The organism is Treponema vincentii F0403, from assembly GCF_000412995.1.
GTDB lineage: Bacteria > Spirochaetota > Spirochaetia > Treponematales > Treponemataceae > Treponema > Treponema vincentii.
Genome location: NZ_KE332512.1, coordinates 255,170 through 269,669 on the forward strand (window position 1 = coordinate 255,170; position 14,500 = coordinate 269,669).

The following is a 14,500-nucleotide window of genomic DNA, read 5'->3' on the forward strand; positions in this document are numbered from 1 at the left end:
CCTTATTTCAACACCGACTGTACTTGGCTGTACTGAAAACCGGTCATTTGACTCAATAGCTGATATTGCATTTGAATTTTGAGGATAGTCATTGCCTCTTCCTCTGCATCTACGTTGTTGCCGTTTGCTTTCGCCGTCGTGGTGTAGTCCAACACACGCCGCGGAGAAACGGAACGGTAGTCGATAACGCCGTCCGATTTGATATGACGGGGGTCGGTTACCGCGAGCTGAAACTGACCGGCAGCCCGTTTTTCGGAATCGAGCGCGTGTTTCAGTTCCGTTTCAAAATTGACCGATGTCCGCTTGAAATCCGGTATTTCCGAGCTTGCAAGGTTATTTGCCGACACGGTATAACGAAGGGCGTTTACATCAAGCGCACGGTGTAAAAGATCAACTGTCTTTTGAAAACTGTTTATGTGCATCTCAACTCCTATAAATTCCTATAAGTTATTCGTATACTCATATATCGGCATTATAAAATTTCCCTTGAGGGACGCTATAGGATATAACGCGATAAATCTTGATCCTGTACGATATCTTTCAGCCGTTCGTCGACATACGCGCGGTCTATTTCCACGTTTTTTTCGGTCATATTGCTCGCGTTAAAGGAAATATCCTCCAAGAGCATTTCCATAATCGTGTGCAGGCGGCGGGCGCCGATGTTTCCCATCGTAGAGTTGACCTCTGCGGCGAGGTTGCTCATGCGGTCGATTGCGTCATCCGTAAAGACAACGGTAACTCCTTCGGTTTCGAGCAGCGCTTTATACTGTTTGGTTAATGCGTTTTTAGGTTCAAGCAATATCCGCTTAAAGTCTTCCGCATGGAGCGATTCCAGTTCTACCCGCAGCGGGAAGCGTCCTTGGAATTCGGGGATAAGGTCGCTCGGCTTTGAAATGCTGAAGGCGCCCGCCGCGATAAACAGGATGTGGCGCGTATCGACAACGCCGAACTTTGTATTAACCTTGGAGCCTTCTACAATCGGCAGAATATCGCGCTGAACCCCTTCGCGGGATACGTCGATACCGCTGCTCCGCTCGCTTTTGGAAGCAACCTTATCGATTTCGTCGATAAAGATAATGCCCATCTGCTCAACCCGCTCCTTTGCTTCTTCTACGATTTTATCGTGATCGACGAGCTTATCAAGCTGGTCATCCATAATAATCGTGCGCGCTTCTTTTACGCTGGTGGTTTTACGCTTATTTCTTCCGGCACCCATCAGCATACTGCTGATATTCGACATCGCGCTTTCGAGGTCTTCCATGTTGGAGCCGCCTGCGAAGATTTCAAAACTCGGCATACCGGACTGCTGTACGGAAACTTCTACCATTCTATCTTCAAATTTACCATCCCTCAGCATCTTGCGGAATTTTTCTCGCGTTCCGCTCATGTCGCCGTTGTCCTGTCCGCCGTCTTCTTCCGTGCGGCCGGCATCCGCTTCAATTTTTCCGGTATTTTCCGACTCGCCGGTTTTCCCCGCTTCGTTGGTAATTAAAAGCGGACGGTCTTCCGTTTTCCGCTTCTTTTTATTGGAACCCGGCAGCAAAAGGTCAAGGAGAATTTCTTCCGTGTTTTTTTCCGCCTGTGCTTTCAGCGTTTCCTGCATCTCGCTTTTTACCATAGAATAGCCGACCGCCATCAGATCGCGGATCATCGATTCGACGTCGCGGCCGACATAGCCGACTTCCGTGTACTTTGTCGCTTCCACCTTGAGGAACGGCGCTCCCGAAAGCTTTGCAAGCCGGCGGGCAATTTCCGTTTTACCGACGCCGGTCGGTCCGATCATCAGAATATTTTTCGGCGCAATTTCTTCACGGATCTCTTCGCTCAATTTGAGACGGCGCGTTCTATTCCGCAGCGCGACGGCGACAGCCTTTTTCGCCTGTGTCTGTCCGATAATATATTTGTCCAGCTCCGCCACAATGTGCGGCGGGGTTAATTCATCCAAATTGATTGTCATTGTGTCTCCTATATGTTTTATGTTTATATTTCTTCTATATGTACGTTTTCATTGGTGTATACGCAAATCTGTCCGGCAATGCTCAAACTCTTTTCCGCAATTTCGCGGGCGGATAAGTCCGTGTTGCGGAGTAGGGCGAGCGCTGCAGCGTATGCATAGTTACCTCCCGACCCTATTGCGAGCACTTCTTCCTGCGGTTCAATGACATCCCCGTTTCCGGAAATCAGCAAAATGGTCTTTGCGTCCGCAACCAACAGCAGTGCTTCAAGGTTTTTCAGCATCTTATCGGTGCGCCATTCCTTTGCGAGTTCCACCGCAGCGCGGGTAATGTCGCCGCTGTATTCTTTGAGCCGCCCTTCAAATTTTTCGAGCAGCGTAAAAGCATCGGCAGTTGCCCCTGCAAAACCGGTCATCACCTTACCGTCGTAAATTTTGCGGACTTTACGGGCGTTCCCCTTCATTACCGTTTCTCCCATCGTTACCTGTCCGTCTCCGGCCATTGCGACTTTCCCGTTCCGTTTTACGGCAATAACCGTTGTACTCCGAACCTTTGTTTTTCCCATGTATAGAACCTCATGCTCCATAATTGTAGGCGCCGCCAAACTTCGCTAAGTTTTGAGCGGCGCAAGTAAATGTAAGAGAAACCTCTAAAAACACCGGTTTTTAAAGCTTCCCATTAGGATAAATCGATACTACCGTCCAGTATATCACAATACGCTTCCGTTGTATATTACTGTAAAACCTTGATTTTATAATGTAAGCGATGTATTATTTATAAGATTTTTCACATATTGAGGGGCAATCAAGCCTGGAGGAGTTATAATGAATATTTCACCCGAACTTTTAAAAAAGTTTGAGAGCGACTACCATGCCGATCTGTCGAATGCGGTTATCGCAGGGGCTGTCGCCAAGAACGGCATTGAAGATGCATCGTTTAACTATGATGTCCGCCGCCGCCACAATTTCTGTTTTTCCGACGAGACAAAGCGCGGAGAAATTACCAATCAAAAAAAGAGCGGCCGATGCTGGATGTTTGCTTCGCTGAATGCCGCCCGTGTCGAAACAATGAAAAAGCTCAACCTTGAAACCTTTGAGCTTTCACAGAACTACACGCTGTTTTGGGATAAACTCGAAAAATCCAATTATTTTTTTGAAAGTATTTTGGAAACGCTGGACGAACCGCTCGAAGGGCGGCTGATGGCTCACCTGCTTAGCGCGCCTATTCAGGACGGCGGACAGTGGGATATGTTCTCCGGTATCCTGCAAAAATACGGCGTTGTGCCCAAGGATGTGATGCCGGAAACCTTTCATTCTTCCGATACTCGCTTCTTTGTTGCCGAATTGACCCATCGCCTCCGTAAATATGCGCAGCTTTTGCGGGAGGGACACAAGGCGGGTAAGTCTATCAAAGAGCTCCGCACAGACAAGGAAAAATACCTTTCGCACGTGTACTCTGTACTGGTTAAAGCCTTGGGAGAGCCTCCCCGTGTGTTCGACTTTGAATGCCGCGACAAGGATAAAAACTTTCATAAGGCGGAACGGATTACGCCGCAGCAGTTCTTTAAGGAATATGTTGGCTGGAATCTGAACGATAAAATCAGCTTAATCAATGCGCCGACGGTGGATAAGCCCTACGGCAGAGCCTACACGGTAAAGTTCCTCGGTACCGTCAAAGAGGCGGAACCGATTCACTACATCAATGTGCCGATCGAAGTGCTCAAAACTGCCGCTATTGAATCGATTAAGGCAGGTAAGCCGGTCTGGTTCGGCTGCGATATGGGGCCGTATATTTGCCGTCCCGAAGGAATTATGGATACCGAAGTGTATCTGTACGATAAAACACTCGGCGAATTGCCTGAATTCACCAAAGCGGAGCGGCTCGATTACGGCGACAGTCTTCTTACCCACGCAATGGTGCTGACCGGCGTCGATTTAGACAAGTCGGGGAAGCCGATTAAGTGGCAGGTAGAAAATTCGTGGGGCGACGAATCCGGTAAAAAGGGAATGTTCTCGATGTCCGATGCATGGTTCAACGAGTACACCTATCAGATTATGGTAGAAAAAGCCTTTGTCGATCAAAAATGGCTCGACGCCTTAAAGCAGCCGCTGGTGCAGCTTGAACCGTGGGATCCTATGGGAGCCTTGGCACGGATATAGGAAAACGGGCAACATTCAATACATGAACTTGTTGAGGTATAAAAGTGCATAAGGATTTTTCAGATGATGCATGGTCAGATTATACATATTGGATAATGCAAGACAAAAAAACGCTGAAGAAAATTAATCAACTGCTTACTGATTGAGAACATACAGCGCGAAAGTTTATCCAATAGCGGTCTAACGCATCGGGCAGAGTGGATAAAAATCGCAAAATAATTGAGGCTGTGAGACCATTTGAACCGCGAAGAGGTTCAACTCTGGTTGAACAGCCTCAATTATTTTGCGGGACTGCTAAAAAACGGTCTGATGCGTTAGACGGCGGAGAGGTGCTGCAGCAGCGTTTCTCTGCCTGTTTTTTTTGTAGAGGATGTGAGAACGATTGAATCCTTGCTGCAGTCAAAAAAAGAGGCGAGGGCGGTAATGCGCTTTGCCTGTTTGTTTTTGCTCACCTTATCCGCCTTGGTCGCGGTTAGAACCGTGTTTATTCCCTGTTCCCGAAAAAATGCAAGGGTATTCCGCTCAACGTCGGTAGGTTCGCGGCGGATATCCATCAAAAAAAACATTATCTTTAATTCGGAGCGGGTGGTGCAGTAATCGTAGAGCATCGTGTCGATGCGGTTTCGCTCCGGCAGCGATACTTGCGCAAAGCCGTAGCCGGGTAAGTCTGCAACAGTGAATACTTTTAAGGCATTGTTCTTTTGAGGAGCCCCGACGCCCGTATTATTCTTTTCCGGGCCGGTTTTGGCCGGAGCATTCACGATAAAAAAGTTAATCTCTCTCGTCATTCCCGGCTTTGAACCCGTTTTTACGAGGTTCTTTCTATTAAGGAGCATATTGATGAGCGAGGACTTTCCCGCATTGGAGCGCCCGAAAAAGGCAAACTCGGGAACGCCCGTTTGCGGGAATTGCTTGCTGCTGATTGCCCCTTTGATGAACTCGGCGGATACGATCTTGAGCATATCGGTTGTGCTAATCCGCCGTTCTATAGTCCGAAAAGGCGGGCGTAAGCGGCGAGTTCGGGCGGCATATCGTGCGACAAGACTTTTTTAGCCAGCACCTTGCCGAGCTGCACCCCCTCTTGATCGAAGCTGTTGATATTCCAGATAAAGCCTTGGAACATAACCTTGTTTTCGTAGTGCGCAAGCAAAACGCCGAGTGTTTCCGGGGTAAGCGCCTTTCCGTAGATAAGACTCGAAGGGCGCCCGCCGGCAAAGCTCTTATTCGCATCGTCATCCTGTTTGCCGCACGCAAAGGCGGTAATCTGCGCGACAACGTTGGCAAGCAGCTTTTGCTGGCTGGTAGATCCTTCTACGGTGATGTCTTTGCCGTATTGACTTTCTTCAAAGCCGATGAATTGGAGCGGAATAATATCGGTGCCTTGGTGCAGCAGCTGATAGAACGAATGCTGCCCGTTAGTACCCGGCTCCCCAAAAATAACCGGCCCCGTTTTATAGTGAATCGGTTTGCCGAAGCGGTTTACCGACTTACCGTTTGACTCCATATCGAGCTGCTGCAGGTGAGCGGGGAAGCGGGAAAGCGCTTGGCTGTAGGGCAGAATCGCGGTGCTGCCGTAACCGAGGATATTCCGTTCGTAGATACCGATCAACGCATCCGTGAGCGCAGCGTTTCTGCTCATGCCGGGATTCAGGGCTTGCTTATCTGCCGCTGCGGCTCCGGCGAGGAGAGTATCAAAGGTATCCGCGCCTAATGCCAGCGACAGCACCGCGCCGCCGCACGCAGAGGTTGAAGAATACCGCCCGCCGATAAAGTCATCCATATAGAACGAAGCAAGGTAGGAAGGATTATTCGCAAGCGGGCTGGTTTCGCTCGTTACGGCAACCATCTGCTTTGCAGGGTTTAGCCCCGCTTCCTGTAAAAATTGACTGACAAAGCGCTCGTTGGTCAGCGTTTCGAGCGTCGTGCCGCTCTTGGAAACCAAGATAAAGAGCGTTGTTGATAAATCCAGCGCGGAAAGCACCGCTACCGCATCATCGGGGTCTACATTGGATATAAAGTGAGCGCGGAGTTTGAGCTTGTTATGCCGCTCTCCCCATGCTTTTAACGCAAGGTACAATGCGCGCGGGCCGAGGTCGGAACCTCCGATACCGATTTGCACGACATCGGTGAACGGCTTGCCGGACGGAGTGGTGATGGAACCGCTTCTGACCGCTTCGGAAAACTCGCGAATTTTTTCAAGCTGTTCCAGATAAAAGGTACGCATATTTTTACCGTTATAGATAACATCGCCGCCCAGCTGCCCGCGCGTAAGGTGATGCAGAACTTTGCGGTTTTCTCCGGTATTGATTTCATCGCCGTTCAGGAGCATCTCATACTTCAATTTTATTTGCTGTTCATCGGCAACTGCGCCGAGAATATTTAGTATGTTATCATCAACCTGTTTTGCGGCATAATTATAATGCATACCGGCAGGCATCGGTATCGAATATCGCTCAATTCGGTATGCGCCGCCCTCTCCATGCATCCACTGTGTTAGATCCGGTATTTGTGCCTCTTGCAAATCTCTTAAGAAAGAACATTCATCCAAGTTTTTCCACATAATCGTCTCCTTTGTTTTTAGAGGTTCTCATTATTTTCCGTATGAGCGGCACTCTCATGAGCAATATGTTTTTCTTTTTCAAAATGGATGAGCGCAAAGAATAAGATTCCGACCAGCAATAGTCCGATAAGAGTTGCTAACGCCATCAGCCCCTGAGAAATGACAGCAAGTGTTACGAAAATATCGATGATAATCTGCAAAACCATTACGATGACCAATGCACCCCGCGGCGAATAACCGAAGAGCATCAGCTTATGGTGGATGTGTAACCTGTCCCCTTCCCGAATCGGTTTTTTATCCCGTATTCGCCGCCAAATAGCTGCAATCATATCGAATATAGGCAGCATCATAAAAACAGCAGCAAAAGGAGCCGCTGCAGTTTCGTACCCATTATTTCTCGGTACCAACGGAAGTATTGCAAGTACGAAGCCGAGAAATTGAGAGCCTGCGTCGCCCATGAATATCTTTGCTTTAGGATAGGAAAGATTAAAAAATAAAAACCCGATAATAGCAGCGCTTAACATGATGCAGGCATAAATCATGGAAAAATGAGGCGGAGAATCTTTAACGAAGAGCACGATATAGCTGATGAGCAGTGAAATACTTAAACAGCCGACTTGTCCGTCGATTCCGTCCATTAAGTTTACGGCATTGGTAACCCCTGCAATCCAGAGTACTGTTATCGGATAGGCAAGAATACCGAAGGGGATGGAAAGACCGATGGGGGCAAAACTGATGCCGGTAAAGCGGAAACCTGCATAGGTAACGACACACCCTGCAATGAGTTGAACGATAAGTTTATAAATAGCCCGCCAGTTTTTTAAATCATCCCACAGCCCCATGCAAAAGATTAAAATGCCTCCGATAATAATAGCGGAGAATTGGTGAGTTATTACAATAGTTCCCGGGAATTTGAAATAGACGATAAAGACGCTTAGTACAAAGGCTGAAAAAAAACCGACACCGCCTAAACGCGGAATGTTGCCCGAATGTATCTTCCTGCCGCCGACGTCATCATATAAATTGTGCCGTTTTGCAAAAATAATTACAAGGTATACAAAGAAAGCTGAAACAGCACAGGGGATCAGCATCATAAACAGAATAAGCTGCATATTTGTCAGTTGCATTAAAACCTCAACGGAATAGTAACTTTTCCTCTTACCGGTTTCAGGGAAACCTCAAAGTGCGAAAGACGCAAAACTCTGTATCCGATATGATAGCCTATTAATCAGGAATATACAAGACGGAATATACCGCGATGAGTTATAAAGGCAAATTTTTGACAAGGCAAATTTTTGCTTGACTGTTAGCAATTTCGGTTCTATACTGATAGAAGATATAAACACGGCAAAATGGATACGGCTAAAGTTTTTAGCTACATTTTGCCATAATGATTATTTGCTGAAACTTGTTGAGGAGGAGTTTTATGAGCAAAGAAACCTTAAACCCGTTGGCGAATGCGCAAGCGCAAGTAAAAAAAGCATGCGATGCTTTGGGTACGGATCCCGCGGTGTATGAATTATTGAAAGAACCGCAGCGGATGATCGAAATTTCCATTCCGGTAAAGATGGATAACGGCTCTATCAAGGTATTTAAGGGATATAGATCTGCACATAACGATGCGGTCGGCCCCTATAAGGGCGGTATCCGATTCCACCAGAATGTTAATGCCGATGAAGTAAAAGCTCTTTCTATCTGGATGAGTATTAAATGTCAAGTTACCGGTATTCCCTACGGCGGCGGCAAGGGCGGTATCACTGTTGATCCTTCCGAACTGTCTCAGAGAGAACTTGAACAGCTGTCACGCGGCTGGGTACGCGGTTTATATAAGTACTTAGGCGAAAAAGTAGACGTACCTGCTCCGGACGTCAACACCAACGGCCAAATCATGGCATGGATGCAGGATGAATACAATAAGCTGACCGGCGAACAGACAATCGGCGTATTTACCGGTAAGCCGCTTACTTATGGCGGTTCCAAGGGAAGAAACGAAGCGACCGGTTTCGGTGTTGCGGTTGTTATGCGCGAAGCCTGCAAGGCGATCGGTATGGATTTGAAAAAATCAACCGTTGCCGTTCAAGGTTTCGGAAACGTCGGAAAGTTCACCGTTAAAAACATCATCAAGTTGGGCGGAAAAGTCGTTGCAGTCGCAGAGTTCGACAAAAAAGAAGGTACTTACGCAACCTATAAAGAAAGCGGATTTACCTTTGAAGAATTGGATGCTGCAAAGGCAAAAGACGGCAGCTTGCTCCACGTCCCCGGTGCGAAGAAGATTTCTCTCGATGACTTCTGGGCATTGAACGTAGATGTTATCAGCCCCTGCGCAATGGAAAACGCAATTAAAGAGCACGAAGCCAATCTGATTAAAGCAAAGCTGATCTGCGAAGGCGCAAACGGCCCCATCACATTGGAAGCGGACGATATCCTTTACAAGAAAGGCATCCTCGTTACTCCCGATATTTTGACCAATGCGGGCGGCGTTACCGTTTCTTACTTTGAATGGGTACAGAACCTCTACGGCTACTACTGGACCGAAAAAGAAGTTGAAGAGAAAGAAGAGCGCGCGATGGTCGATGCGTTTAACCCGATTTGGGCATTAAAGCAAGAAAAGAACGTTTCTTTCCGCCAAGCAACTTATATGAAGTCCATCAAGAGAATTGATGAAGCTATGAAGGTAAGAGGCTGGTATTAATCCCAAACTTTAACTTGCCGGAAAAAATATACGGGAACCTCTAACATTCATCTTTAGAAGCTTCTGTACGGTTAGGTCAAAGGGTTTTAAGCTACAAGGCGCATCGGTTGACGTAAACGGTCAGCCGGTGCGCCTTTTTTACGGCTTACGAGCCGTAAAAAACTATGCAGATTCACCTCACTGCAGAGGGAATCCCTATTTTCTGCTAAGAGCTGCGTTTTTGTTGTAGACGATTGTAATTAATTGCAGCGCCGATGATCATACATACCGCTGTTCCGAAAATCACAGTACATACAGCCGTGCCGGTTATGGCATTCATCCGCCGGTAAAACGCCAGAGTACCGAACCACCATGAGTGATACGCTAAGCCGCAAGCTGCTGTAAATAAGCCGTACGCCGTATTGATAAAAAGCGATACATAAAGCGAAACTTTTACTTTAAGAGTATAATCCGTCCGATAGGCGGAAATAAATTGGTGTATTTTAAAGTTTCTATTCTGCGTCTCTTTTTACTCCGCATCCCCGCCGTCAAGGTCAAGCTCCCCGTTGAAGGTTGTTTCCGAAGCGGCGGGCGTGATAGACTCTTCGTCTTCCCGCGCAACCACGTCCAAGCCGATGAGCTGATCGGGGCTTTCGATGTCGAGAATTCTAACCCCCTGCGCGGCGCGTCCCATTACGTTGATAGAAGAAACCTGCACGCGGATGGTTTTTCCCTGTCCGGTGATGCACACGATCTCGTCGTCATCGGCAACGGCTAATAGCCCGACGACTTCTCCGGTCTTTTCGGTAACGGTGTACACCTTTTGCCCGCCGGTACCGCGTCCGTGCGGAGAAAACTCGGAAAAGTCAACCCGCTTGCCGTAGCCGTTCTCGCTCATTACGAGGAGCTTACCGTTATTGATCCGGAGCGCACCGGTCAGCTCATCCCCGCCGGACAGTCTGATGCCGATTACCCCATGCGAGGCGCGTCCCTGATCCCGTATTTCTGCTTCCGAAACGCGGAGCGCCTGCCCCTGCCGAGTTACCAGCATCAGCTCATCCTTACCCGTGGTAAGGATTGCACTGACAAGCTTATCCCCTTCATCGAGCTTAATGGCGATAATGCCGCGCGTTTTGGCATTTTGGAAGCTGTCGGTCTGTACCTTCTTCACAATGCCGCCCGCCGTCGCCATCAAGAGGTATGTGTCGCTACTAAACTCTTTTAAGGATACAATCGTGGTAATTTCCTCGTCGGAAGATACGGCGAGGAGCGACTTGATATGAGAACCGCGGCTTGTGCGGCTTGCTTCGGGGATTTCGTGTACCTTAACCCAGTACGCCTTCCCCTCGTTAGTGATAAACATGATGTAGTCATGGGTGGAAGCGGTGAAAATCTGGTCGATAAAGTCGTCTTCTACCAGTGCCGCCGAATTGGAACCCTTGCCGCCGCGGTTCTGCCGCTTGTAGGCGGTAACCGGCACCCGTTTGATGTAACCGAGGTTGGAAACCAGCACCACCATCTGCTCTTTTTTAATGAGATCTTCGATGTTGATCTCTTCTACCTCGTCGCTTACGATATCGGTACGGCGGTCATCGCCGAATTTTTCCGCAAGCTCATCGGTTTCCTGCTTAATGAGCGCAAGGATTTTTTCGGGATGCGCCAAGAGGTCTTTCAGGTGCTCGATCAATACCTCAAGTTCCTGCAATTCCTTGCGGAGATCTTCAATTTCGAGGCTGGTCAGTCGTTTAAGCTGCATATCGACGATAGCCTGCGCCTGTACGTCGTCAAAGGAGAAGCGCTCCATCAGCGCATTCTTGGCGCTTGCCGTATCGCGCGATCCGCGGATAATCTTTATCACCTCATCGATGTTGTCGATAGCGACGATGAGCGCACGTAAAATATGGGCACGTTCCTCGGCTTTTTTCAAGTCGAAGCGGACGCGGCGGGTAACTACCTCCTGCCGGTGCGCAACAAAGTAGCCGACCAGCTGCTTGAGCGTCAGCGTCTGCGGACGGCCTTCCACCAAAGCAAGATTGATAACGCCGAAGGAGGATTGCAGCGCGGTCTTAGAAAAGAGCTGGTTCAGCACCACCTTTGCGATTGCACCCCGTTTCAGCTCGATAACGAGCCTCAAACCTGCGCGGTCTGAGGTTTCGTCGTTGACTGCGGCAATCCCTTCTATCACTTTTTCGCGGGCAAGTTCGCCGATCTTGGAAACAAGCGCCGTGGTGTTCACCTGATAGGGCACTTCGGTAAAGATAATCGTTTCCTTGCCTTTTTTATCAACCTCGATATTGAACCTGCCCCGGACTAAAATCTTACCGCGGCCGGTTTTAAAGGCTTGCCGGATACCCTTTTTCCCAAAGATGATGCCGCCGGTAGGAAAATCCGGCCCTTTTATGTATTTGGCAAGTTCATCGATGGTGATGTCGGGATTGTCGATATAGGCGGACACCGCTTGGGCAATTTCGCGTAAGTTGTGCGGCGGCATATTGGTTGCCATACCGACCGCAATACCGCTCGACCCGTTCGCCAGCAAAAACGGAAACTTACCGGGCAGAACAGTCGGCTCCTGCGTGGAATCGTCAAAGTTCGGAATAAAATCGACGGTGTCTTTTTTAATATCTTCTACCATCGATTCGGCGAGCCGCGCCATCTTCGCTTCCGTATAACGGTAAGCAGCAGGCGGGTCTCCGCCAATGGTTCCGAAGTTTCCCTGCGGATGAATAACCGGATACCGGAGCGAAAAATCCTGCCCCAACCGGACAAGCGCATCGTAGACGGAAGCATCGCCGTGCGGATGGTAGCTTCCCAGTACATCACCGACAATCTTAGCGCACTTGCGCGTCGGTCCCGAATACCGCAGGTTCTTCTCTTCCATTGAATAGAGGATTCTGCGGTGTACCGGCTTCAGTCCGTCCCGCACATCAGGCAGCGCACGGCTGACAATAACCGACATCGAATAGTCTATATATGCACGTTTTACTTCATTTTCAATCGAAATCGGGATCAATACCCCGCCTTCCGGCGTCTTTATTTCTTCCACGTTTTATACTCCATCACACATCTAAATTCGCATAGACCGCATTTTCTTCGATAAACTTGCGGCGGGGTTCTACTTCTTCGCCCATCAGCGTGCTGAAAATCCGGTCGGCTTCTACCGCATCGGAAAGGGTTACCCGCATCATCTTGCGACGGGCGGGATCCATCGTCGTTTCCCACAGCTGTGTGCCGTCCATTTCACCCAGACCTTTGTACCGCTGCACCGCCGGACTGACGCTGCGGCCGATCTCGTTCAAGATTGAGTCCCGCTCACTGTCGTCATAGACATACCATTCTTTTTTATTGTAAGAAATTTTATAGAGCGGCGGCATTGCAAGATAGACAAAGCCGTGCTCGATCAGTTCGGGCATATAGCGGAAAAAGAAAGTCAACAGCAGCGTGCGGATATGGGAACCGTCGACATCGGCATCAGCCATAATGATGATTTTATGATACCGGATTTTATCGAGGTTAAAGTCTTCGCCGATGCCGGTACCGAGCGTTGCGATAATCGGCTGGAGCTTCTCATTGTTGAGCACCTTGTCAAGCCGTGTTTTTTCGACGTTCAGCATCTTTCCCCATAGCGGTAAAATAGCTTGCGTCTTACTGTCGCGCCCCTTCTTTGCGGAACCGCCTGCAGAATCACCCTCTACGATGTAGACCTCGCACTTTTCGGGGTCTTTGGAAGAGCAGTCTGCAAGTTTTCCCGGCAAACCGAAGCTGTCAAGGCCGCTTTTCCGGCGGGTTGCTTCCTTTGCTTTCCGCGCCGCGATACGGGCGGTTGCCTCGCCGACCGCTTTTTCGAGGATTTTGTCTATTTCGATGGGGTTTTGTTCAAAGAAAAGCGTGAGTTTTTCGTTGATAAAGGTGTCGACAATACTGCGCACTTCGCTGTTGCCGAGCTTAGTCTTGGTTTGCCCTTCAAACTGAGGCTCCGGCACTTTAACCGACAATACGGCGGTTAAACCGGCGCGCACGTCTTCACCCATCAGCTTTTCTTCTTTTTCCATCTTCTTGGAAAGCTTGGCATTTTTTTTCAAAAATTCGTTCATCACGCGGGTAAGCGCCGTTTTAAACCCTTCCAGATGCGTGCCGCCTTCCCGTGTGTTAATATCGTTGACAAATGATAAGATGTTTTCTTTATAGCCGTCGTTGTACTGCATCGCAATCTCAACAACAACGTCGTTTTTTTCGCCTTCAAAATAGATAGGCTCCTTGGGCAGCACCTGCTTGCTTTCGTTTAGATAGCGCACAAAGTGAGAAAGCCCGCCGTCAAATGCAAAGGTTACCTCTTTAGGAGTAGAGAGCCGCTCGTCACGGAGCGTAATCTTGATAGTGTTGTTCAAAAAGGCGAGTTCGCGGAGACGCACGGCCAGTACATCAAAATTATAGGTAGTTGTTTCGGTAAAAATAGACGGGTCGGCAGTCCACCGGATGGTAGTACCGCGTTTTTGAGTTTCTCCCCGTTTGGTAACAGGGCCGAGCGGCTCGCCGAGCGCAAATTTCTGCACATACTCGAAACCGTCCCTGCACACAATCGCTTCCATGCTGGTAGACAGCGCATTGACGACGGAAACACCGACACCGTGCAGACCGCCGGAAACCTTGTATGAACCCTTGTCGAATTTACCGCCGGCGTGGAGCCGGGTTAAGACCAGCTCAAGCGCGCTCACTCCCTCTTCGGGATGGATGTCGACGGGAATACCGCGTCCGTTATCTTCTACCCGGACGGTATCGTTTTTTTCCAATACTACCAAAATGGTGTCGCAATAGCCGGCCATTGCTTCGTCGATACAGTTATCGACAACTTCATATACCAGATGATGCAGCCCGTCAGGGCCGGTAGAGCCGATATACATTCCGGGGCGCTTGCGGACGGCGTCCAGCCCCTTTAAAACCGTAATATTTTCCGCTGAATAAGAAGGCGTTGTCATGTACTATCCTTGAGACTAAAAATGAAGGGAACCGGAAAAAAGAGTAATCTTTGACGGTATCCTGTGAATTATGGGTTATCCTACAAAAATGGTTTTAACGGTAGAAACTCCCGCTCTTTATGGAAATCGGGCTATTCTACTATAATCGGCCGAAAAAGTAAAGGCTGCGGCGGCTCGGT

The 14,500-nt window shown here is 48.8% G+C and carries 11 protein-coding genes; 3 read left to right on the top strand and 8 right to left on the bottom strand.

From position 1 onward, the window contains the following. Nucleotides 1–2: 2 nt before the first annotated feature. From flgB to hslV, 3 genes are all read right to left on the bottom strand, one after another. Nucleotides 3–422, bottom strand: coding sequence for a flagellar basal body rod protein FlgB (gene flgB / locus HMPREF1222_RS01155; protein WP_016517858.1), 420 nt, complete (start codon nucleotides 420–422; stop codon nucleotides 3–5). 74 nt (nucleotides 423–496) lie between these two features. After that, a complete protein-coding gene (gene hslU, locus HMPREF1222_RS01160) occupies nucleotides 497–1,957 on the bottom strand; it encodes an ATP-dependent protease ATPase subunit HslU (protein ID WP_016517859.1) in 1,461 nt (486 codons plus the stop codon). Nucleotides 1,958–1,980: 23 nt separating this feature from the next. Continuing rightward, nucleotides 1,981–2,520, bottom strand: a complete 540-nt coding sequence (gene hslV / locus HMPREF1222_RS01165; protein ID WP_006189387.1) for an ATP-dependent protease subunit HslV — start codon at nucleotides 2,518–2,520, stop codon at nucleotides 1,981–1,983. A gap of 259 nt (nucleotides 2,521–2,779) precedes the next feature. Here hslV and HMPREF1222_RS01170 point away from each other — a divergent pair, with 259 nt between their 5' ends. Next, nucleotides 2,780–4,114, top strand: coding sequence for a C1 family peptidase (locus HMPREF1222_RS01170; protein ID WP_016517860.1), 1,335 nt, complete (start codon nucleotides 2,780–2,782; stop codon nucleotides 4,112–4,114). A gap of 44 nt (nucleotides 4,115–4,158) precedes the next feature. Next, nucleotides 4,159–4,260, top strand: coding sequence for a type II toxin-antitoxin system YoeB family toxin (locus HMPREF1222_RS13245; protein ID WP_081636868.1), 102 nt, complete (start codon nucleotides 4,159–4,161; stop codon nucleotides 4,258–4,260). 168 nt (nucleotides 4,261–4,428) lie between these two features. Here HMPREF1222_RS13245 and HMPREF1222_RS01175 read toward each other — a convergent pair whose 3' ends face one another. Genes HMPREF1222_RS01175 through HMPREF1222_RS01185 form a run of 3 tightly spaced genes read right to left on the bottom strand, consistent with a single transcriptional unit; the run spans nucleotide 4,429 to nucleotide 7,801 of the window. Beyond that, nucleotides 4,429–5,076: a GTP-binding protein gene (locus HMPREF1222_RS01175; RefSeq protein WP_016517861.1), complete on the bottom strand. Its 648-nt coding sequence runs from the start codon at nucleotides 5,074–5,076 to the stop codon at nucleotides 4,429–4,431. A 23-nt stretch (nucleotides 5,077–5,099) separates the two neighbouring features. Further along, nucleotides 5,100–6,674 (bottom strand): glucose-6-phosphate isomerase, encoded by a 1,575-nt coding sequence (locus HMPREF1222_RS01180; protein WP_016517862.1) that lies wholly within the window; start codon nucleotides 6,672–6,674, stop codon nucleotides 5,100–5,102. A gap of 17 nt (nucleotides 6,675–6,691) precedes the next feature. Next, nucleotides 6,692–7,801, bottom strand: a complete 1,110-nt coding sequence (locus HMPREF1222_RS01185; RefSeq protein WP_016517863.1) for an MraY family glycosyltransferase — start codon at nucleotides 7,799–7,801, stop codon at nucleotides 6,692–6,694. Between the two features lie 299 nt (nucleotides 7,802–8,100). Between HMPREF1222_RS01185 and HMPREF1222_RS01190 the strand changes: the two genes are divergently transcribed. After that, the gene (locus HMPREF1222_RS01190; protein ID WP_016517864.1) at nucleotides 8,101–9,366 is read left to right on the top strand and encodes a Glu/Leu/Phe/Val family dehydrogenase; all 1,266 of its coding nucleotides are present in this window, start codon (nucleotides 8,101–8,103) and stop codon (nucleotides 9,364–9,366) included. A gap of 508 nt (nucleotides 9,367–9,874) precedes the next feature. On the opposite strand, the gene gyrA is transcribed toward HMPREF1222_RS01190, so the two are convergent. Then, nucleotides 9,875–12,391, bottom strand: coding sequence for a DNA topoisomerase (ATP-hydrolyzing) subunit A (gene gyrA, locus HMPREF1222_RS01195; protein WP_016517865.1), 2,517 nt, complete (start codon nucleotides 12,389–12,391; stop codon nucleotides 9,875–9,877). A 13-nt stretch (nucleotides 12,392–12,404) separates the two neighbouring features. Beyond that, complete coding sequence (gyrB, locus tag HMPREF1222_RS01200; RefSeq protein WP_006189397.1) at nucleotides 12,405–14,321, bottom strand: DNA topoisomerase (ATP-hydrolyzing) subunit B; 1,917 nt, start codon at nucleotides 14,319–14,321, stop codon at nucleotides 12,405–12,407. Nucleotides 14,322–14,500: the final 179 nt, after the last annotated feature.